This window comes from Mesorhizobium sp. B2-5-7 (genome assembly GCF_006440875.1).
In the GTDB taxonomy this organism is placed as follows: domain Bacteria; phylum Pseudomonadota; class Alphaproteobacteria; order Rhizobiales; family Rhizobiaceae; genus Mesorhizobium; species Mesorhizobium australicum.
In genome coordinates, this window is the sequence record NZ_VFUO01000002.1 from 567198 (window position 1) to 587927 (window position 20730).

Sequence of the window (20730 nt, forward strand, 5' to 3'; positions counted from 1 at the left end):
ATGGACACTGGCTGGGTCGTCTTCGCCGTTCTTGCCATCCTCGTCATCCTGGTCGTTGCCGTGCGCACCCGCCTGCTTGCCATGTTCGGCTATGAACTGTCGCGCATCGAGCCGCAGCGGTCGAGCCAGGACGAATTGCGCGGCGCGGTCGACGATTTCCGCCGCGACGGCCAGGTGGTGCGTGAGGATCGCGACCGCATCGGTGGCCTGTTCGACCTCGAAGAGCTCGAAGTTTCCGACGTCATGGTCCACCGCACGAATATGCGCTCGGTCAATGCCGACAATGCGCCGGAAGCGGTGGTGCGCGAGATCCTGCAGAGTCCGCACACCCGCATGCCGCTCTGGAAAGGTTCACTCGACAATATTGTCGGCGTGCTGCACGCCAAGGATCTGCTGCGCGCGCTGAACGAAGTCGGCAATGATTTCTCGCGGATCGACGTGATGAAGATCGCGTCAAAACCGTGGTTCGTGCCCGACACCACGACCTTGCAGGAACAGCTCAACGCCTTCCTGCGCCGCAAGACGCATTTTGCCGTCGTCGTCGACGAATATGGGGAGGTCGAAGGGCTGGTGACGCTGGAGGACATTATCGAGGAGATTGTCGGCGAGATCGCCGACGAGCACGATGTCGACATCCAGGGCGTCAAGCAGGAAGCGGACGGCTCCGTCGTCGTCGAAGGCACGGTGCCGATCCGCGACCTCAACCGGGCGCTCGACTGGAACCTGCCGGACGAAGAGGCGACCACCATCGCCGGCCTCGTCATCCACGAGGCGCAATCGATCCCCGAGGAGAAGCAGGCTTTTACCTTCCACGGCAAGCGCTTCGTCGTAATGAAACGCGACAAGAACCGGATTGCCAGGGTCAGGATCCGGCCGGCCGGCGACAGCTAAAGCGTTTCAGTGTTTGATAGGATCGCCGAGCCGCTCTAACTCTTTGTTCTTACGCAGTTCCAGACGGGAAACCGCTGCGCACTTTTCCTGGAATTGCCATCGAGCCGTCGCCTTGCCAATCCTTCGCTGGAACTCCCGCCCGCCGGGATGCATTCTTCGCCGATGACGATCGATCGGCGAACCTTGCTCCTGGCCTCGGTGGCTGCCTTGTTGCCAACCGGCACGAGAGCGGCGCGAGATACGCCATCCGTCGAAACTGTCGACTACGGTCCGGCCAAGCTCGATATCTACGCGCCCGATGGCGCGAAAGACCTGCCGGTGGTCTTCTTCGTCCATGGCGGCGCCTGGCGGACCGGCAAACGCAGCCAGGTGAACGCCAAGCCGGCCTTCCTGCTTGCCAACGGCTTCTGCTTCGTCTCCATCGACTACCGCATGCTGCCGCAGGCTGATGTCGCCATCCAGGCGGGCGACGTGGAGAGGGCCTATGCCTATGTCAGGACCAACATCGCCCAATATGGCGGCGATCCCGACCGCATCGTCGGCATGGGGCATTCGGCCGGCTGCCATCTGGTTGCCCTGACCGGCATGCGCGGCGGATTGCCCGGCGTCGCTGGCCTGCTTCTCGACGATACAAGGGCCTACGATCTCGCCGCCCTTGCCGGAAGTGGCGGCATGGTAAGGGCCTATTCGCGTGTCTTTTCCGATCCTTCGCAGTGGGCGGCACTGTCACCGGCGAGCTATGTCGACGGCCGCAAGCATCCGCCGACCTTCATCGCCTATTCCCGCGCCGACGGTCGCGGCGAGCAGTCCACGGCCTTTGCCGAGCGCCTGCGCGCCAGCGGAACCGAGGTGACGCTGTTCGACGGCAGCGCCTATACGCACATGTCGATCAACCGCGATTTCGGCGAGGACGGCGACGCGCTGACCGCTGCCGCGCTGGCGTTCCTGAAATCGACGGTCGGTTGAGCGCACCGGCTGTTCGTGGCGTGTTCCACTCGTTGTGCCTGGCAGCCGCCGATGCGGCCGGGCGGAAATTCAACAGTCATTGCTTGACCGTTCGCTGAGCGTCGCACCGGTTTCGGCGTCGACCGAAGCGAGGCTGACCTCATAACCCCAGAGGCTTCGGACATGGCGCAGGGTCGCGTCGCGGCTGCCACTGTCGAGCAGTACGCCCTCCTTCACCTTATGCTGCAGCCGCAAATGCCGGTTACCGAGCAAATCGACATCCACCACCTGGATATCCGGCCGGCTCGCGCCGATGTCGTAGCTCTGGGCCAGCGCGGCACGTATCTTTTGGTAGCCGCGCTCATTGTGGATCGAGGCCACCTCGTAATGTGCGTCGTCGGCCTGATCGGCGAGGACAAACATTCGCCATTTCCGTATCAGGGCAGGGCTGAGGTGCTGGCGGATGAAGGATTCGTCGCGGTGGTTGGCCCAGGCGTCCAGGAGCACATCGCGCCAGTCACCGCGGCCCGCAATGTCGGGAAACCAGTCGCGGTCCTCCGCCGTCGGCGCGGTCGAAATGCGCTGTATGTCCTGCATCATGTCGAGGCCGAGCGCGTATGGGTTGATACCGGAGAACCGGGGGTCGTCGAAGGCCGGCTGGAAGATCACATTGGAATGGTTGCGCAGGACCTCGAGCATGGCGCCCTCGCTGATCTGGCCGCGGTCGAACAATGCGTTCATGAGGGTGTAGTGCACGAAGGTGGCGCAGCCTTCATTCATCACCTGCGTTTGCCGCTGCGGATAGAAATACTGCGCGACGATACGCACGATGCGGATGATCTCGCGCTGCCAGGGCTCGAGGACAAGGCTGTTCTTCTCGAGGAAATAGAGCAGATTTTCCTCGGGTAGGTTGAGCGATTTCTTCCGCTCCGCCAAGCCTTCGTCCTTCTTCTCGGTCTTGCTGCTGTCCTGCGAGGGAGGCAGCGTGCGCCACAAGTCGTTGTAGGAGCGTTCTTCATACTCCAGGCGCTCGCGCAGCCCTTCACGCTGCCGCTCCGACGACAGCTTTGGCGGCCTGTGATATCGGAACACGCCTTGTTCCATCAGCGCGTGGGCGCAGTCGAGAATGCTTTCCACGGCCGACAGTCCATGCCGCTCCTCGCATCGGGCAATGTAGCCCTTGGCGAACTCCAGATAGCTCAGAATTCCCCCGGCGTCGGTCCACTGCAGAAACAGATGATTGTTCTTGAAGAAATGATTGTGTCCGAGCGCCGCATGCGCCGTCACCAGGGCCTGCAAGGCCATGGTGTTTTCCTCCATCAGGTAGACGATGCAGGGATTGGAGTTGATGACCAGTTCGTAAGCCAGGCCCCGTCCACCCTTGCGGTAGAGAAAATCCTGGTACAGGAAATGCTTGCCGAACGACCAATGACGGTACATCAGCGGCATGCCGACCGATGAATAGGCGTCGAGCATCTGTTGCGAGGAAATGATTTCCATCTGCACCGGATAGGTGTCCAGCTTGAGTTCCTCGATGGCGATTGCCGCGATCGCCTCGTAGGCGTGCGACAATTTCTGGAAATCCCAGTCGGATCCGGAAAAGAGCAAACCCGGTTTGCTGGCTGTCCTGGCCATGGTTTCCCCTCAGGCGCTCTTCCGGAGCGCGGGCTGTTTGGCGAAGAGCTGACGAAAGACAGGATAGATATCGGCGGCCGTGGCTATGCGGCTCATCTGGAAGTTCGGCCAGTTCGATTCGATGGCGCTGTAGGCTCGCCAGAGCGACGTCCCGTTTTCAGTCGCGCCGAAGATGTGACTCTCGCGTTCGTCGATGATCTCGACATAGGCGAAATACTGGCACAGGCGCATGAGCTTGCCGTTCAGCAGGGCGATGCAGCGCTCGGAATCGGTGGCGAAATTGTCGCCGTCCGAGGCCTGGGCGGCGTAGATGTTCCACTCGCTCGCGGGGTAACGCTGCTCGATGACGCGATGCATCTCCTCGAGCGCGGTGGAAACGACGGTGCCACCGCTTTGCGTGCAGTAGAAGAAGGTTTCCTCATCCACCTCCTGCGCCTCGTGCGTGTGGCGGATGAAGACGATTTCGGTGCGTTCATAACGTCGCTTCAGGAACAGGTGCAGCAGCACGAAGAAGCGCTTGGCCAGGTCCTTCTCGCGCTCGCCCATCGAGCCTGACACATCCATCAGGCAGAACATGACCGCTTTCGCATTCGGCACCGGGCGCTGGTCGAAGCGGTTGAACCGGATGTCGACCGGGTCGACGAAGGCAATCCGCCGGCGCCGGCGCTCCAGCCGCTCGATCTCTTCTTTGAGCGCCACGACGCGCTCGCGCGTTTGAGCATCAGGCGGTGCGGCCTCCAGCAAGGCGAGTTCCTGCATGATCGCGTCGACCGCCGCTTGCTTGGGGCGCCTGAGCGCAATGCGGCGGCCGTGGCTGTTGCGCATCGTGCGGCCGACATTGATGTTGGTTGGCGAACCGGTGGCGGCGAAACCCGCCCGGCGCGGCTTGAAGGCAAGGATCTCCTTGAGGTTGAGCTTGACCAGGTCGGGCAGTTCGAGATCCTCGAAAAAGAGATCCAGCACCTCCTCGCGCGAAAGCACGAAACGGAAGTCGTCCTCGGACGCGGTTTTTCCCGGTGACGAACCGCCCATGCCTCCGCCCTGGCCGGGCTTGGGGATCAGGTCGCCTTGGGAGAATTGCCTGTTGCCCGGCAGGATGTGCCGGCGCCGGCCGGTGTCCCTGGCGTCGTTGAAGGTCGGCTCGCCAGTGCCTCTTTCGGGCATCGGCACGACATGCTCCGCGTCCACGTCGGCGATCCGCCCGGCGCGGATCTGGTCGCGAATGCTGCGCTTGAGCTCCTCGCGGGCACGCCTGAGAAAGCGCTGGCGGTTGCCAAGGCTTTTGTCCTTCGGATTCAGGCGGCGGTCGATAAAGATCGGCATGCAACCATTCGGACTGCTCTCAGCCCGCCTTGTTCACCCGCATGTACCAATCGACCAGCCGGCGCACCTGCCGTTCCGTATAGCCGCGCTCCACCATCCGCTGGACGAATTCATTGTGCCGCTTTTCGGTGACGCTATCCTGCTTGGAACCGAAGCTGATCACCGGCAGGAGGTCCTCGACCTGGCCGAACATGCGCTTTTCGATGACCTCGCGCAGCTTCTCGTAGCTCGTCCATGACGGGTTGCGGCCATGGTTGCGCGCCCGGGCACGCAGCGTGAACTTCACCACCTCGTTGCGGAAGTCCTTCGGATTGGCGATGCCTGCCGGCTTTTCGACCTGCGACAGTTCGTTGTCCAACACCTCACGGTTGAGGATCTGGCCGGTGTCGGGGTCCTTGTAGTCCTGGTCCTCGATCCAGGCATCGGCATAGGCGATGTAGCGGTCGAACAGGTTCTGGCCATATTCGCTATAGGATTCCAGATAGGCCTTCTGGATTTCATGGCCGATGAACTCGGCGTAACGGGCAGCCAGCTCCGACTTGATGAATTCGAGATAGGCGGCCTCCGTCTCCTTCGGAAACTGCTCCCGTTTGATCGCTTCTTCCAGGATGTACATAAGATGCACGGGGTCCGCCGCGACCTCGTTGGTATCGTAGTTGAACGTCTGTGACAGGATCTTGAAGGCGAAGCGCGTGCTGACGCCGGTCATGCCTTCGTCGACGCCGGCGGCGTCGCGATATTCCTGGACTGACTTCGCCCTCGGGTCGACTTCCTTGAGGTTCTCACCATCATAGGCGCGCATTTTGGTGTGCAGCGGCGAATTGTCGTGCTCGGCAAGGCGGGTCGAGACGCTGAACCGGCTGAGGATGTCCAACACCTCGGGCGCGCAAGGGCTGGCGGCCAATTCACTCTCGCGCAGCAGCTTCTCGTAGATTTGCCTCTCTTCGGTGATGCGCAGGCAATACGGCACCTTGACCACGAGGATGCGATCGAGAAACGCCTCATTGTTCTTGTTGTTCTTGAACTGTTGCCACTCGGATTCGTTGGAATGGGCAACGATGATGCCCTGGTAGGGAAAGGCACCAAAATTCTCGGTGCCGTTGTAACTGCCTTCCTGGGTCGCCGTCAGCAATGGATGCAGCACCTTGATGGGCGCCTTGAACATCTCGACGAATTCGAGCAGGCCTTGCGTCGTTCGGTTCAGCCCGCCGCTGTAGGAATAGGCGTCAGGGTCGGACTGGCTGAAATTTTCCAATTGCCTGATGTCGACCTTGCCAACCAGGGCCGAGACGTCCTGGTTGTTCTCGTCGCCAGGCTCGGTCTTGGCGATGGCGATCTGGCGCAGCCGCGACGGCATCAGTTTGACGACGCTGAATTTGGAAATGTCGCCGGACAGTTCGTCGAGGCGCTTGGCCGCCCATGGTGAGATAAGTCCGTTCAGGCGGCGCCGGGCTATCCCGTATTTGTCCTCCAGGAGATCGCTCATGCGATCGGGATGGAACAGGCCAAGCGGCGATTCGAAAACCGGACTGATCTGGTTGCCGACCTTCAGCGTGTAGATGGGGCGCTCCTCCATCAATTTCTTCAACCGTTCGGCCAAGGAGGATTTGCCGCCCCCGACCGGACCCAGGAGGTAGAGGATCTGCTTGCGTTCCTCGAGGCCCTGGGAGGCATAGCGGAAATACCCGGCGATGCGCTCGATCGTATCTTCCATCCCGTAAAAGTCGGAGAAGGAGGGATATATCTTGACGGTCCGGTTCGAGAAAATACGGCCTAGCCGCTCGTCCTTGCTGGTGTCGACCAGGTTTGGTTCGCCGATCGCCTCGACCATTCGTTCCGGCGCCGAGGCATACATCGATTTGTCCTCGCGGCAGGCGAGCAGATATTGCTGGAGACTTATCTCTTCCTGGGCGGCGTTCGCATAAATTTCCGAAAAGAGATGGAAGACGTCGGATTGGTTCTCACGCATGATCGTTGCCTTCGGAGCCATTCTGATGGGGCTCGCATATTCAACTGCGGGAAGGCATTGTTTGTTCCGTCGCTCCGGCCCGAATGGCCGTCCATCAACCGCGATTTCGGCGGAGATGACGGCAATGCGCCGAACGCCGCCGCGCCAGCGTTCCTGAAATCGACGGTCGCCTGATCCTGCCGACCGTCGCTCGCCCATTCCGTGGCTGGATCATGCCAAAAACGGCGGCGGGATATTGCCGTGCCGATATCCGCGGGTGCAATTGCTCTTCGTGAATGGGAGAAAATTCGCATGAATGGCGCCGATGTTCTGTGCGACGTGCTGTTGGCCAATGACGTGAACGTCTGCTTCGCCAATCCCGGCACATCCGAAATGCATTTTGTCGCGGCCCTCGACCGCAAGCCAGCGATGCGCTGCGTGCTCGGCCTGTTCGAGGGGGTGGTGACGGGTGCGGCCGACGGCTATGCGCGCATGACCGATCGTCCCGCCGCGACGCTGCTGCACACCGGCCCGGGCCTCGCCAATGGGCTGGCCAACATGCACAATGCAAGGCGCGCCTTCAGCCCGATGATCAATATCGTCGGGGACCATGCCTCCTACCATCTGCCGCTCGACGCGCCGCTCACCAGCGATATCGAGGGGCTGGCGGCGCCGATGTCGAAGTGGGTGCGCCGCATCGGAGGGCCCGCCGATGTCCAACCGGCCACGGAGGCGGCCTTTCGCGCCTCGCTGACACCGCCGGGTGTCACGACGCTGATCCTGCCGGCGGACGCGGCCTGGGGCGACGCCGACGCGGTTTCGCCCGGCAAGGTGGAACTCGCATCGCCGCCAGCCATCGACATCGACGCCGTGCGAGCGGTGGCTACCGCGATCCGTGCCGCTTCCGGGCGCGCCGGCATGATCGTTCGGGGGCGGGCGGCGCGGGCCGATGCCCTCGAGATCGCCGGCCAGATTTCAGCGGCCTGCGATGTCAGGCTGTTCAGCGAGGTTTTGATCGCGCGTATGCAGCGCGGGCGCGGGCGCGTCGCGCCGACGCGCATTCCCTATCCGGTCGACGCGGCGACGGCAGCGCTCAGGGATATCGATGTCCTTGTGCTGGTCGGCGGCAAGGAGCCGGTCGCCTTCTTCGCCTATCCGGGAAAACCGGGAAGGCTTGTTCGTGACGATTGCCAGGTGCTGACGCTCGCCGCCCATGGTCAGGATCTGCATGCGGCGCTGGAGGCGCTTCGCGACGAGCTGGGCGTCAAGCAATCGCAACCGGCGTTGGTTGCAAGCGCCTTTCCCGAGGAAGCAACGCCAACCGGCAGTTTGACGGAAGATGCCATTGCACTCTCCGTCGCCAAAAAGCTGCCGGGCGACGCGATCGTCTGCGACGAGGCCGTCACTTCGGCGCGACGTTTCTTCGCGCTGTCGGCCTTTGCCGCGCCGCACGACTACATGATGGGCACGGGCGGGTCGATCGGCGGCGGCATTCCGCTGGCGACAGGCGCGGCGATCGCCTGTCCCGGCCGCAAGGTGATCAATCTGGAGGCCGACGGTAGCGGCATGTACACGGTGCAGGGCCTGTGGACGCAGGCGCGGGAAAAGCTCGACGTGGTGACGATCGTCTTTTCCAACCGCACCTATGCGATCCTGCATGGCGAAATGCGCAATGTCGGGGTGAACGCGATCGGCGAAAATGCCAGGCGCATGCTCGACCTCGACCATCCGGCGCTGGACTGGGTTTCGCTGGCCAAAGGCATGGGCGTGGAGGCGGCGCGTGCCGACACCTGCGAGCGGTTCGACGCGCTGCTCGATGCCGCCTTGTCGCGGCGCGGGCCATTCCTGATCGAAGCGATAATCTGAGCAGCGCGAGACGAGCTACAGGACCAGCTCCGGGATTTGGCTTACCAGCGGGTCTGTTCGCCCGGCGCCGCGGGCTCGATAGCCAGCGCGTGAACGCCCGCCTTCAACTCGTCGGCCAGCAGTTCGTTGACGGCGCGGTGGCGCTCAACGCGGCTCATGCCAACGAAATTCGCCGAGACGATGCGGACACGGAAATGTGTCTCGCCGGTACCATCGAACTCGGCGTGGTGACCGGATTCCACGTGATGATGGCCGGCGTGGAGATGGCTTTCGTTGAGGATGACCAGCCGCTCGGGCGAAAATGCCTTGTTGAGCTTGTCTTCCATGGTCGCCTGTATGGACATCGTCTTCTCCCTTCACCACATATGGTTGGCGCGCCGCCGTGAAAACCCGAAATAGGTTTCGCCGGGCCGTTGGCGCGCAACAAAATCGGTCATCCGCCTGCTTTAAGCCGCGATTCAGCGGTTAGGGCGATCATCGCGAAAATGTCAATTCTTGTTTCGCATCTGCGAACGCCCCATAAATGGGTAAGATGAAGCCGTATCCCAAATATTTCGAGAAGATTCGCGTCCGCCCCGACAAGGACGCGGAGGTGAAGGCGCACGCGCCGATCTGCCAGTGGGATGGCTGCAAGGAGGCTGGGACGCATCGCGCGCCGGTCGGGCGCATGAAGGAGGGCGAGTATTTCCGCTTCTGCTTCGACCATGTGCGTGAGTACAACAAGGGCTTCAACTACTTCTCCGGCGTGCCGGACACCGAGGTGGCGCGCTTCCAGAAGGAAGCGATGACCGGCCACCGGCCGACCTGGAAGATGGGCGTCAACGGCGCCTCGACGCGTTCCTCGCCCGACATGGCGCAGATGCGCTCCGGCCGCGCAGGCTACTACAACCGCATGCGCGATCCGTTCGACCTGTTCAAGGGACCGAAGGATCCGCGCGAGGCGCGCGAGCGCAAGGCCAAGCCGCTTGAGGCCAAGGCGCTGGAAACGCTTGGCCTTGATACAAAGGCGACTGGCAAGGACATCAAGGCGCGCTATAAGGAACTGGTGAAGCGTCACCATCCGGATGCGAATGGCGGCGACAGAGGTTCGGAAGACCGGTTCCGCGATGTGCTTCAGGCCTATCGCGTGCTCAAACAGGCGGGCCTGTGCTGAGCGACCCTATGGTTCGTGTCGTTTTCCAACTTTCATAAGGTTGGAAAAGGCTCTAAGACCGCCCCCGAACAAAATGGATTGCCGGCGAAACGCGACGTTTCGCCCGTGGAGACGTTGAGAGATATGAACAAGGTCGATCGCGACATCGCCAACCTGCCCGACACGACGGTGTCGGTGAAGGAGAAATTCGGTTTCGAGTCCAAGATGGTGGTGCCAGCGTACTCGGTCACCAGCGAGCATGTGCCCGATGTCGATCCCGATTATCTGTTCGACAAGGCGACGACCTTGGCGATCCTCGCGGGCTTTGCCTACAACCGCCGCGTCATGGTGTCGGGCTATCACGGCACCGGCAAGTCGACCCATATCGAACAGGTCGCCGCCCGCCTCAACTGGCCTTGCGTGCGCGTCAATCTCGACAGCCATGTCAGCCGTATCGATCTTGTCGGCAAGGACGCGATCGTGGTCAAGGACGGCCTGCAGATCACCGAATTTCGCGACGGCATCCTGCCTTGGGCCTACCAGCACAATGTCGCGCTTTGCTTCGACGAGTATGACGCCGGCCGTCCGGACGTGATGTTCGTCATCCAGCGCGTGCTGGAATCGTCCGGCCGCCTGACGCTGCTCGACCAGAGCCGGGTCATCCGCCCGCATCCGGCGTTCCGGCTGTTTTCGACCGCAAATACGGTTGGTCTGGGCGACACCACCGGCCTTTATCACGGCACCCAGCAGATCAACCAGGCGCAGATGGACCGCTGGTCGATCGTTACCACGTTGAACTATCTGCCGCACGACAATGAAGTGAACATCGTGCTGGCCAAGGCCAAGCATTATCGCGACACCAAGGGCAAGGACATCGTCAACAAGATGGTGCGCGTCGCCGACATGACGCGCTCGGCCTTCATCAATGGCGACCTGTCGACGGTGATGAGCCCGCGTACCGTCATCACCTGGGCCGAGAATGCCGAGATCTTCGGCGATGTCGGCATGGCGTTCCGGCTGACCTTCCTCAACAAGTGCGACGAGCTGGAGCGTTCGGTGGTTGCCGAGTTCTACCAGCGCGCCTTCGGCCAGGATCTGCCCGAGAGCGCGGCCAATGTGGTGCTGGGCTAAGCAGAGCCTCGATGGCGGGTCCGGGCGACAATACGCGCAACAAGTCCAAGACGGGGTCTGAAGCCGACAGCTTCAAGCGCGCCGTCACCGTCTGCATGCGCGCCATTGCCGGCGACAAGGAAATGGAAGTCGGCTTCGCCAAGGACAGGCCGGCGCTGGCGGGCAGCCGTGCGCGGCTGCCCGAACTGCCCAAGAAGGCATCGAAGTCCGACATCGCGATTACCCGCGGGCTCGGCGATTCCATGGCGTTGAAGCGCGCCTGCCATGATGTGCGCATCCACAGCAGACTGGCGCCGGAAGGCAAGGCCGCCCGTGCCATCTACGACGCGGTCGAACAGGCCCGCGTGGAGGCGATCGGCAGCCGCGCCATGCAGGGCGTCGCCGACAATATCGGCTCGATGCTGGAGGACAAATACACCAAGGCCAACCTCGTCGACGTCAAGGACAAGGCCGACGCGCCCATCGAGGAGGCGCTGGCGCTGATGGTGCGCGAAAAGCTGACCGGCCGGCCGGTGCCGAAGAGCGGCGAGCGGCTGGTCGAACTCTGGCGGCCCTGGGTCGAGGAGAAGGCCAAGGCCGACCTCGACGGCCTGTCGGAAAAGCTCGAGGACCAGCAGGCCTTCGCCCGCGTCGTGCGCGAGATGCTTGCCTCCATGGAAATGGCCGAGGAACTCGGGGACGACCAGGAGACCGAAGATTCCGAGGACAATGACGACAACCAGCCGCAAGGCGAGGAACAGAGCGAGGAGGGCGGCGAAGACGATTCCGGCTCCGAGCAGTCCCAGTCCGAGGACGCCGAGGCATCGGCCGACGACGAGCAGGCGGCCGAGACCGAAGCCTCCGATGCCACCGCCGACGATCTGTCCGATGATGACGATGCCGATGCCGAGACGCCCGGCGAGGCTAGGCGCAACGACAATCCCTTTACCAATCTGCCGAAGGAAATCGACTACAAGGTTTACACGTCAGCTTTCGACGAGACGGTCGGCGCGGAGGAGCTCTGCGAAGAGGAAGAACTCGACCGGCTGCGCGCTTTCCTCGACAAGCAACTTGCCAATCTGTCGGGCGTGGTCGGACGGCTCGCCAACCGGCTGCAGCGCCGGCTGATGGCGCAGCAGAACCGGTCCTGGGATTTCGACCTGGAAGAGGGCTATCTCGACCCGGCGCGGCTGGTGCGCGTCGTCATCGATCCGATGCAGCCGTTGTCGTTCAAGCAGGAGCGCGACACCAAGTTCCGCGACACGGTGGTGACGCTGGTGCTCGACAATTCCGGCTCGATGCGTGGCCGGCCGATCACGGTCGCCGCCACCTGTGCCGACATTCTGGCGCGCACACTGGAGCGCTGCGGCGTCTCGGTCGAGATCCTCGGCTTCACCACGCGGGCCTGGAAGGGCGGACAAGCGCGCGAGAAGTGGCTGAAGGACGGCAAGCCGCCGAACCCCGGCCGCCTCAACGATCTGCGTCATATCATCTACAAATCCGCCGATCATCCATGGCGGCGGGCACGCCGCAACCTTGGCCTGATGATGCGTGAAGGCCTGCTCAAGGAGAATATCGACGGCGAGGCGCTGCTGTGGGCCCACAACCGGCTGATTGCCCGGCCCGAACAGCGCAAGATCCTGATGATGATCTCGGACGGCGCGCCGGTCGACGATTCCACGCTGTCGGTCAATCCGGGCAATTATCTCGAGCGGCATCTGCGCGCCGTCATCGAATTGATCGAGACGCGCTCACCGGTCGAGCTGCTGGCCATCGGCATAGGCCATGACGTCACGCGCTACTACAGGCGCGCCGTCACCATCGTCGATGCCGAGGAACTGGCCGGCGCCATGACCGAGCAACTGGCTTCGCTGTTTGCCGAGGAAAGCGCGAAGGATACGCGTCGCGGCGGCATGCGGCGCGCCGGATGATCTTTTCGCGAGGCGGGTTTAGGCAAACGCTTTTCGCCGCCATCGTCCTGCTCGCCGGTGTGGCTCCGGCAGGTTCGGCCGGCTCGGCTCCAGTCGAACCTGTCGCCGTCTCGGCACGCCCGATCACCGAATTCCACATTGGCCGCGCCGACAAGCAATTCGGTCCGCTCGAATTCGTCGGTGGGCTGGAAATGACCTCGCCATCGCGCGATTTCGGCGCGTTGTCGGCCTTTCGGTTTCTGAAAGCCGGCAGCGATTTCATCGGTGTTGCCGACACCGGTTACTGGTTCTTCGGCTCGGTGGCCCGCGACGCCGACAGGCGCCCCCTCGGCATCCGGAATTTTCGCATGCAGCAGATGGCCAACCAGAGCGGGCAGCCGATCGACGAAAAATGGGAAGTCGACGCCGAAGGCCTCGCGGTCAAGGACGGTATTGCCACTGTCGGTTTCGAGCGCAACCACCGCGTCTCCCAGTTCAAGATCGACCCGGACAACATGAAGGCGCCATTCAGGCAGCTGGATTTCCTGGTGCCGGCGTGGGAGTTGCGGCAGAACCGCGGCTTCGAGACAGTCACCCATTCAAATGCCAATGGCCAGCATGAAGGCGGCCTAGTCGTGGTCTCGGAGAAGAGCCTCGACAAATCAGGCAACATCTACGCCGCCATTATCGAAGGCCCGCATAGGGGCGTCTTCACTGTCAAGCGCAACGACGATTTCGACATCACCGACGGCGCCTTCCTGCCGAATGGCGACCTCTTGCTGCTGGAGCGCAGTTTCACGATGGCGGGGGGCCTCAAGATGCGGCTGCGGCGCATTTATGGAGAGAGCGTCGAGAAGGGCGCGGTCGCCGACGGGCCGGTGCTGCTGCAAGCCGACATGGGCTACCAGATCGACAATATGGAAGGGCTCGATGTCTGGAGCCGGGATGACGGCGCGTTGATGGTGTCGCTGATCTCCGACGACAACCACTCGATCCTGCAGCGCAATCTCTATCTGGAATTCATTCTGCACCAGGATTGAGGGGCAGCCCCTTCGCGACGCTCATTGGCGATGTTTTTATGCGTCGGCCATTTCCGAGAATCCTGCCCTGACAAGCCAAGGGTTGCGCGGGGCTCCAGAAGTCCAGATAGATCCAAACACTGCTGCTGACGGCTCTGGTCAGGACCGCGAGCTGTTGGTGGCGATCCAGATGACATGGCGCGCACCGCGTTTGCCGTTGGCGCGCGTGTTGACTTCCTCGACAGCGAAATCTGCCTGTTTCAACCGCCGCGTGAAGCCGGCATCCGGCCCTTGCGACCATACGGCCAGGACTCCACCCGGTCTTAGGGCGGTGCGTGCGGCGGCGAGGCCAGCCACGCTGTAGAGCGCGTCATTGCCCTTGTGGACGATGCCTTCGGGGCCATTGTCGACGTCGAGCAGGATCGCGTCCCAGGCAATGGGTGCGGACCGTACGAGCTGACCGACATCGGTTTCGTGGATGGTGACGCGGGGATCATCGAGCGAGCCGGCAAAAATCTCGGCCATCGGGCCGCGCGCCCAGGCGACGACGGCCGGCACCAGTTCCGCGACGACGATCTCGGCATTGTCGCCCAATTCGGCGAGGGCAGCGCGCAGCGTAAAACCCATGCCGAGCCCCCCGATCAGGATTCTCGGCCGACGATGACCCGCAATCCGCTGGCAGGACAGTTTTGCCAACGCTTCTTCGGAGCCGCTCAGCCGGCTGTTCATCAGCTCGTTGGTACCGAGCATGATCGAGAATTCAGAACCGCGCTGTTTCAGCCGCAGTTCCTGCTGGCCATCAGGCGTTTTCGCGGAGTCCAGCTGGATCCAGGGAATCACGACTTAGGCCGCGGCAACGGCCGGCTGGCTCCAGCGGGCGGCGAGAAGCCGGTAAGGGATCAGAGCCACGACAGCGATGATCAGTTTCACGCTGAGGTCGCCGAGCGCCCAGGACATCCAGCGCATGGCGTCGACATGAAACACGCCCATCAATGGAGCGCTCTCCAGCGCAAACCCGTCGCTTGGGCCGACGAAGGCAAAGGCGGCTGAAAAGGCGACGCCGAAGAACACGAGGGTGTCGAACACCGATCCGACCAGCGTGCCGACGATCGGCGCCCGCCACCAGCTCTGCCGGCGCAAACGGTTGAACGCGGTCACATCGAGCAATTGCGCGGACAGGAACGCCGCTCCGGAAGCCGCCGCGATGCGCACCAGCCGGTCGGCTGATGTCTCGAATTCGATCAGGCCATGGCGGAACAGGAAGGGCGGGACGAGGATCGAGCAGACCACCGCCGTCATGAAGCCGACAAAGACGATCCGGCGCGCCACGGCAGGCCCGTAACGGCGGTTGGCGAGGTCCGTGACCAGGAAAGAGAAGGGATAGGTGAAAGCGCCCCAAGTCAAAACATCGGCGAGCGACAGGCCACCGATGTGGCCTTGCATGGGAAACTGCACGAGGACGTTCGATGCCACGACGACAAGCGCCATGGCAGCCACGAAAGGCAGGTACCGCAAAAAAGAAGACATTTTTTTATCCTGGGTAATGGAACCAGCGGAGCATCATGCCGAGGCAGCGCTCGCTTCGGTACTTGAGCATCGGAGTGTCGAACCTTGCGGATCTATCCGATGCTCAGCGGCCAGCAAGGAGGTTGGCCAGGCGGTCGTCCCCCGCCTTTATCTGGATGTTACGCAGCAACCTGCTCGGCAAGCTTCTTGGCGATCTGCTTCTTCAAGAGACGCGCGCGCTGCGACAGTTCCTTGACGTCGGCCTTGGCCAGGAAGGCGTCGAGGCCGCCGCGATGTTCGACCGAACGCAGCGCGTTGGCCGAGATGCGCAGGCGTACATTCTGGTTCAGCGCTTCCGAAATGAGCGTCACATTGACGAGGTTCGGCAGGAAGCGACGCTTGGTCTTGTTGTTGGCGTGGCTCACATTGTTGCCGGTCTGGACTGCCTTGGCAGTGAGTTCGCAGGTGCGGGACATGGTTCTAACCTTCAGTTCTCTCGGGGCCTGTCAAACCTTTGTACCCGCGCCGGGTGGCGCGCGGTTCTGGTCAGGCGGCCTTATGGAAAAGTTGGCGTTCCATAGTTGCATTTCACCGGGTCGTCAAGCTCCGGCTTCCGCACGGAAGCGCCCGGCTTTTCATATTAAGGCCGGATTTCACCGTATAAGCGGTCTCATAGGGACACGCCAGACCGGAGTCGCCCGCCTCCGGCCGAAACCAAGGATCCGATCCCGCCATGCCTCGTTCGTCTCACGCGCTTGTTGCCGCGCTTGTCATTGCCTTGCCGACCGCTGCGTCCGCTGCCTCGCCGCAGTCGTTCAAGGGCGAATACACGGTGTCGTTCCTTGGTCTCTCGATCGCCAGATCGACCTTTTCCAGCCATTATGAGAACGGTGCCTACGCGATCGAAGGCAGTGTCTCGGCGGCGGGTCTGGCCAAGCTGTTCGACGACACGCGGGGCACGATCTCGTCAAAAGGCACGATTTCGGGCCAGAAAATGGTGCCGCAGGCGTTTCGGGCCGACTACACTTCCGGCAAGAAGGCGTCTTCGATCGACATTCGCTTTAGCAATGGCAACGTGACCTCGACGCGGGTGATCCCCGCTCCGGGCAAGCGCGATCCCAAGGCCTGGGTGCCGCTCGGCGCCGGCGACCTGGCATCGGTGCTCGATCCGATGGCGGCGACCGTCATCCATGCCGACAGCCTCGACCAGGTCTGTGGCCGCAAGGTCAAGTTCTACGATGGTGAGATGCGCGCCGACCTGACGCTGACCTACGCCTCGAAAGGAACGATCTCGGTGCCGGGCTACAAGGGCGACACCGTCACCTGCCAGATGGGTTTCGAGCCGGTGGCGGGCTATCGCAAGGGCCGCAAGGCGCTCAATTATCTCAAGAACAAAAGCCGCATGATGGTGACGTTTGCACCGCTCGGCCAAACCGGCGTATATGCGCCGATCCACGCCACGGTCGGAACGCAGATCGGCACCTTGACCATCAGCGCCAGACGGTTCGAAGCGGTACAATAAGGCACGCCACCGGGACAGAACGGGCGCGCCACTGGAGACAAAATGGGGCGCGCGACACTGATCGGCTTTTCGGCGGTCGCCATGTGGGCATTGCTCGCGTTGCTGACGGATGCGTCCGGCAAGGTGCCGCCATTCCTGTTGTCGGCCATCACCTTCTCGATCGGCACAGGCGTAGGGTTTGTCGCGCGACTGTTCATGCCGGCCACCGACAGGAGCCAAAAGATCCCTCCTCAGGTCTGGGTGATCGGCATTGCCGGCCTCTTCGGCTACCACTTCTTCTACTTCACCGCGCTGCGCAACGCGCCGGCGGTCGAGGCGAGCCTGATTGCCTATCTCTGGCCGTTGCTGATCGTGCTGGGCTCGGCGCTGATGCCGGGCGAGAAGCTGGCCTGGAACCATGTCGTCGGCGCGCTGCTCGGCCTTGCCGGCACTGTGCTGATCGTCACCAAGGGCGGCGGCCTGGCCTTCGATGCGCGCTACGCCTTCGGTTACGCCATGGCCGCCGTCTGCGCCCTGCTATGGTCGTCCTATTCCTTGCTGTCACGACGTTTCCCGTCGGTGCCGACCAGCATCGTCACCTGGTTCTGCGCGGCAACCGCCGTGCTGTCGCTCGTCTGCCACCTGGCGCTGGAACAAACGGTTCTGCCTGACGGCGCCGGCCAGTGGCTGGCCGTGCTCGGGCTCGGCCTGATGCCGGTGGGCGCGGCCTTCTATGCCTGGGACATCGGTGTCAAGCGCGGCAACATCCAGGTGCTGGGTGCCGCGAGCTACGCGGCGCCGCTGCTGTCGACGCTGGTGCTGATCGCGGCCGGCGTCGCCGAACCGTCGCTGCGCATTCTGGTCGCCTGTGTGCTCATCACCGGCGGCGCGGCGCTAGCGGCAAAATCGCTGTTCCTGCGCAAGCCGGCCACGGAGAGCGGAGCCGGGACATCCGAAGGCGGAGCCAGGGCATCCGAAGGCGGAGCCAGGGTATGACGATGCCGTTTGCCGGGGGCATCGACGGCAACGCCAATGCGACGCTGATCTTTTCGCTGGTGGCGGCGGTGATCTATGGCTTCACGCTTGGCACGCCGCCGACGCTGGGCCGCTCGGCGGCAAAGACACTTGCCGTCGCGATGCTCGCGGTACTTGCCGCAATACAAGGCGGGCCGCTGCTGCTGGTCGCCGCCCTTGCGCTGAGCGCCATTGGCGATGCCTTCTTGTCGCGCGACGGCGAAAAAGCCTTTCTGGGTGGACTGGCCAGTTTTCTCGTCGCCCATATCGTCTATGTCGCGTTGTTGCTGCGCAGCGGTGCCGGATTGGAGTTGCTTGGCGCCGAGCCCTGGCGCAGCGCGATCGCGCTGGCCATGGCGGTGTTCGCGATCGTCATGCTGGCCGCGCTTTGGCGCCGCGTTGGTCCCGGCTTACATATACCGATTGCCGTCTATGTCGTGGCGATCCTGGCGATGGGCATGTCGGCGCTAACGACAAGCAATGTCTGGGTGATCGGTGGCGCCGTGCTGTTCATGGCATCGGACGGGCTGCTCGCCATGGAGAAATTTTTAGTGGCCGCCGTCTCGCAGCATCGCGCCTGGATGCGTTTCACCGTGTGGGTTCTGTACTATGCCGCCCAACTGGCGATCACGCTGGGATTCCTGCTGGGCTAAATCGGCTTCGGCTGCCAGCCCGGCTCGGCCAGTTCGAAGGCGGCGAAATCAAAACCCGGCGCCACCGTGCAGCCGACCAGCGTCCATTCGCCCAGTGTACGCGCCGATTGCCACCAGCCCGCCGGCACGACGATCTGCGGCCGTTCACCCGCCGCGAGCTCGATGCCGAGCACCTGCTCGATAATGGCGCCGCTTTCTTCCCACATCGACAGCGCCAGAGGCGCGCCGGCATAAAAGTGCCAAAGCTCGGCGGCGTCCCTGACCCGATGCCAGGCCGAAACCTGATGCTGTTCCAGCAGGAAATAGATGGCGGTCGAATGGCCGCGCGCACCGCCGGCTTCGTCGCGAAAGGTTTCCGCGTACCAGCCGCCTTCCGGATGCGGCTTCAGGGCGAGTGTTGCGATGATTTCCGCGGAACTGGTCATCGGCAGAAAGCTGGCATCAGAAATTGTCCTTGCGCTTGCGGATTTCGGCGAAGACCTCGGCATCCCCGGCCTTTTCCATGCCAAGATGCTTGCGGATTGCCGGATCGTGCCAGCGCAGGAAGGGATTGGTCGACAGTTCCTCGCCGATCGTCGTCGGCAGCGTCGGCTTGTTGTCGACCCGCAGCGCCTCGATCCGCGCGGCGCGCTCCTTCAACGCCGAATTGGTGGGGTCGACGCTCAGCGCGAAACGGGCATTGGCGAGCGTGTATTCGTGGCCGCAATAGATTGTCGTCTCGGCGGGAAGGGCCGCGAGCTTCCGCAGCGATTCGTACATCACCGGCGGCTTGCATTCGAACAGCCGTCCACAACCCAGCGCAAACAACGTATCCGCGGTGAACGCCACTTTCGACAACGGCAGATGGTAGGAGACATGGCCAGCGGTATGCCCGGGCGTGGCGATCACTTCGATGCGCTCATGGCCGAGATACAGGACGGAGCCTTCTTCGACGGTTTCATCGATGCCGGGGATCTTGGCCTTTTCCGCCTCCGGGCCGACGATGCGCAGCTTGAAGCGCTCCTTGAGCGCCAGATTGGCCTCGACGTGATCCATATGATGGTGCGTGGTCAGGATCATCGTCGGCGTCCAGCCGGTGCGCTTGATCGCGGCCAGGATCGGCGCTTCCTCGGGCGCGTCGATAATCGCGGTCTGGCCGCTTTCGGGGTCATGCACCAGCACGCCGAAATTGTCGGTACGGCACATGAATTGTTCGATTTCGACCGGCATCGCATTTCTCCATTTTCCGCCGCAGACATAGGGCGCCGCTGCGTGAATGTCATCCCGGATGAGAAAGCGAATGTCATCCCGGATGGCGAGCAAAGCGAATGTTATCGTGGGATGTCAAATTGACATCCGCCGTGACCGCCGCTTCGGCCTTTTGTTGAATCCGGCTGACATCACGGCTACATCCCTGACATGCATTCCGACATCGTCGACCTTCGTTCCTTCTATTCGACAACGCTCGGCCGGTTCGCCGAGCGCTCGATCACCATGGCGCTGTCGTCGATATGGGCCGCGGTGCCCAATGAGCGGCTGGTCGGTCTGGGCTATACCTTGCCCTGGCTGGAACGCTTCGGCACCGACGCGGAGCGGGTCTTCGCCTTCATGCCGGCGACCCAGGGCGCCGTGGTCTGGCCGGCGGCCGGGCCAACGGCGACGGCCCTGGTGTTCGACGAGGAACTGCCACTGGTCGATTCCTGCATCGACCGCATGCTGCTCGTCCATTCGCTCGAACACGTCGAAAACCCGCGTGAAACGCTGAACGAGATCTGGCGGGTGCTGTCGCCGGCCGGGCGCGTCGTCATCGTCGTGCCAAACCGGCGCGGTGTCTGGGCGCGCTTCGAACATACGCCGTTCGGCAATGGGCGGCCCTTCTCACGCGGGCAGCTCACCGAATTGCTGCGTGAGGCGAATTTCACGCCCGCCGCCTGGTCGGATGCGCTGTTCTTCCCGCCATCGCGGCGGCGTTTCATGATGCGCTTCCACAATGTGCTGGAGCGCGCCGGCCGGAGGCTGTGGCCGATCTTTTCCGGCGTCATTGTCGTCGAAGCGCAGAAACGGCTCTATCAAGGCGTGCCGGTGGCCCAGCGTGCGTCCCGCCGCGTCTTCGTGCCGGTGCTGTCGCCGCATGGCGCGACACGGCTCGGCCGGCGGGCCGAGGCAAGGGGTGTGGCATCGCCCCGGCAAGTGACACCTTCGTGATCGCGATGGAAACTTGCATCGCGCCGCGTCTTTCCGACCTATCTGTCGTGCTGGGCTCGCGGAGTGGTTGAGGGGCTGCCGCCGTCGGCTCCC

The 20730-nt window shown here is 62.8% G+C and carries 20 protein-coding genes; 11 read left to right on the top strand and 9 right to left on the bottom strand.

Annotation, left to right across the window (positions count from 1 at the left end):
* The gene (locus FJ543_RS10220; RefSeq protein WP_015315498.1) at positions 1 to 891 is read left to right on the top strand and encodes an HlyC/CorC family transporter; all 891 of its coding nucleotides are present in this window, start codon (positions 1 to 3) and stop codon (positions 889 to 891) included.
* Positions 892 to 1053: 162 nt separating this feature from the next.
* Positions 1054 to 1857, top strand: coding sequence for an alpha/beta hydrolase (locus FJ543_RS10225; RefSeq protein ID WP_140874944.1), 804 nt, complete (start codon positions 1054 to 1056; stop codon positions 1855 to 1857).
* Positions 1858 to 1926: 69 nt separating this feature from the next.
* On the opposite strand, the gene FJ543_RS10230 is transcribed toward FJ543_RS10225, so the two are convergent.
* Genes FJ543_RS10230 through FJ543_RS10240 form a run of 3 tightly spaced genes read right to left on the bottom strand, consistent with a single transcriptional unit; the run spans position 1927 to position 6763 of the window.
* Positions 1927 to 3471: a SpoVR family protein gene (locus FJ543_RS10230; protein ID WP_140874946.1), complete on the bottom strand. Its 1545-nt coding sequence runs from the start codon at positions 3469 to 3471 to the stop codon at positions 1927 to 1929.
* Between the two features lie 9 nt (positions 3472 to 3480).
* On the bottom strand, positions 3481 to 4794 hold the full coding sequence (locus FJ543_RS10235; protein WP_015315501.1) for a YeaH/YhbH family protein: 1314 nt from the start codon (positions 4792 to 4794) through the stop codon (positions 3481 to 3483).
* A 19-nt stretch (positions 4795 to 4813) separates the two neighbouring features.
* Entirely contained in the window at positions 4814 to 6763 is a 1950-nt protein-coding gene (locus FJ543_RS10240) for a PrkA family serine protein kinase (RefSeq protein ID WP_140720200.1), read from the bottom strand.
* A 291-nt stretch (positions 6764 to 7054) separates the two neighbouring features.
* On the opposite strand from FJ543_RS10240, the gene FJ543_RS10245 reads away from it, so the two are divergent.
* Positions 7055 to 8608, top strand: coding sequence for an acetolactate synthase large subunit (locus FJ543_RS10245; protein WP_140874948.1), 1554 nt, complete (start codon positions 7055 to 7057; stop codon positions 8606 to 8608).
* A 41-nt stretch (positions 8609 to 8649) separates the two neighbouring features.
* On the opposite strand, the gene FJ543_RS10250 is transcribed toward FJ543_RS10245, so the two are convergent.
* On the bottom strand, positions 8650 to 8952 hold the full coding sequence (locus FJ543_RS10250; protein ID WP_015315504.1) for a BolA family protein: 303 nt from the start codon (positions 8950 to 8952) through the stop codon (positions 8650 to 8652).
* Between the two features lie 179 nt (positions 8953 to 9131).
* On the opposite strand from FJ543_RS10250, the gene FJ543_RS10255 reads away from it, so the two are divergent.
* The 4 genes from FJ543_RS10255 to FJ543_RS10270 all read left to right on the top strand — a co-directional run bounded on the left by FJ543_RS10255 (position 9132) and on the right by FJ543_RS10270 (position 13800).
* On the top strand, positions 9132 to 9761 hold the full coding sequence (locus tag FJ543_RS10255; RefSeq protein WP_015315505.1) for a J domain-containing protein: 630 nt from the start codon (positions 9132 to 9134) through the stop codon (positions 9759 to 9761).
* A 123-nt stretch (positions 9762 to 9884) separates the two neighbouring features.
* The gene (gene cobS / locus FJ543_RS10260) at positions 9885 to 10871 is read left to right on the top strand and encodes a cobaltochelatase subunit CobS (RefSeq protein ID WP_015315506.1); all 987 of its coding nucleotides are present in this window, start codon (positions 9885 to 9887) and stop codon (positions 10869 to 10871) included.
* Between the two features lie 11 nt (positions 10872 to 10882).
* On the top strand, positions 10883 to 12781 hold the full coding sequence (gene cobT, locus FJ543_RS10265) for a cobaltochelatase subunit CobT (RefSeq protein WP_140616805.1): 1899 nt from the start codon (positions 10883 to 10885) through the stop codon (positions 12779 to 12781).
* The gene (locus FJ543_RS10270; protein ID WP_140874949.1) at positions 12778 to 13800 is read left to right on the top strand and encodes an esterase-like activity of phytase family protein; all 1023 of its coding nucleotides are present in this window, start codon (positions 12778 to 12780) and stop codon (positions 13798 to 13800) included. Before cobT ends, FJ543_RS10270 begins: the two co-directional genes overlap by 4 nt.
* Before the next feature lie 138 nt (positions 13801 to 13938).
* Here FJ543_RS10270 and FJ543_RS10275 read toward each other — a convergent pair whose 3' ends face one another.
* From FJ543_RS10275 to rpmB, 3 genes are all read right to left on the bottom strand, one after another.
* Positions 13939 to 14619: a hypothetical protein gene (locus FJ543_RS10275; RefSeq protein ID WP_140874951.1), complete on the bottom strand. Its 681-nt coding sequence runs from the start codon at positions 14617 to 14619 to the stop codon at positions 13939 to 13941.
* A gap of 3 nt (positions 14620 to 14622) precedes the next feature.
* A complete protein-coding gene (locus FJ543_RS10280; protein WP_140874952.1) occupies positions 14623 to 15306 on the bottom strand; it encodes a queuosine precursor transporter in 684 nt (227 codons plus the stop codon).
* 158 nt (positions 15307 to 15464) lie between these two features.
* Positions 15465 to 15761 carry a 50S ribosomal protein L28 gene (gene rpmB, locus FJ543_RS10285; protein ID WP_010911765.1) on the bottom strand — a complete coding sequence of 99 codons (297 nt, stop codon included), beginning with the start codon at positions 15759 to 15761 and terminating at the stop codon, positions 15465 to 15467.
* A 257-nt stretch (positions 15762 to 16018) separates the two neighbouring features.
* Between rpmB and FJ543_RS10290 the strand changes: the two genes are divergently transcribed.
* Genes FJ543_RS10290 through FJ543_RS10300 form a run of 3 tightly spaced genes read left to right on the top strand, consistent with a single transcriptional unit; the run spans position 16019 to position 18453 of the window.
* The gene (locus FJ543_RS10290; RefSeq protein ID WP_015315511.1) at positions 16019 to 16807 is read left to right on the top strand and encodes a DUF3108 domain-containing protein; all 789 of its coding nucleotides are present in this window, start codon (positions 16019 to 16021) and stop codon (positions 16805 to 16807) included.
* A 42-nt stretch (positions 16808 to 16849) separates the two neighbouring features.
* Entirely contained in the window at positions 16850 to 17782 is a 933-nt protein-coding gene (locus FJ543_RS10295) for an EamA family transporter (protein ID WP_140874954.1), read from the top strand.
* The gene (locus FJ543_RS10300) at positions 17779 to 18453 is read left to right on the top strand and encodes a lysoplasmalogenase family protein (protein WP_140874956.1); all 675 of its coding nucleotides are present in this window, start codon (positions 17779 to 17781) and stop codon (positions 18451 to 18453) included. Before FJ543_RS10295 ends, FJ543_RS10300 begins: the two co-directional genes overlap by 4 nt.
* Here FJ543_RS10300 and FJ543_RS10305 read toward each other — a convergent pair.
* The gene (locus tag FJ543_RS10305; RefSeq protein WP_140874958.1) at positions 18450 to 18878 is read right to left on the bottom strand and encodes a cupin domain-containing protein; all 429 of its coding nucleotides are present in this window, start codon (positions 18876 to 18878) and stop codon (positions 18450 to 18452) included. The genes FJ543_RS10300 and FJ543_RS10305 overlap by 4 nt on opposite strands.
* 16 nt (positions 18879 to 18894) lie before the next feature.
* Positions 18895 to 19662 (bottom strand): hydroxyacylglutathione hydrolase, encoded by a 768-nt coding sequence (gloB, locus tag FJ543_RS10310; protein ID WP_140874960.1) that lies wholly within the window; start codon positions 19660 to 19662, stop codon positions 18895 to 18897.
* A gap of 189 nt (positions 19663 to 19851) precedes the next feature.
* On the opposite strand from gloB, the gene FJ543_RS10315 reads away from it, so the two are divergent.
* Positions 19852 to 20637 carry a methyltransferase domain-containing protein gene (locus FJ543_RS10315; RefSeq protein ID WP_015315516.1) on the top strand — a complete coding sequence of 262 codons (786 nt, stop codon included), beginning with the start codon at positions 19852 to 19854 and terminating at the stop codon, positions 20635 to 20637.
* Positions 20638 to 20730: the final 93 nt, after the last annotated feature.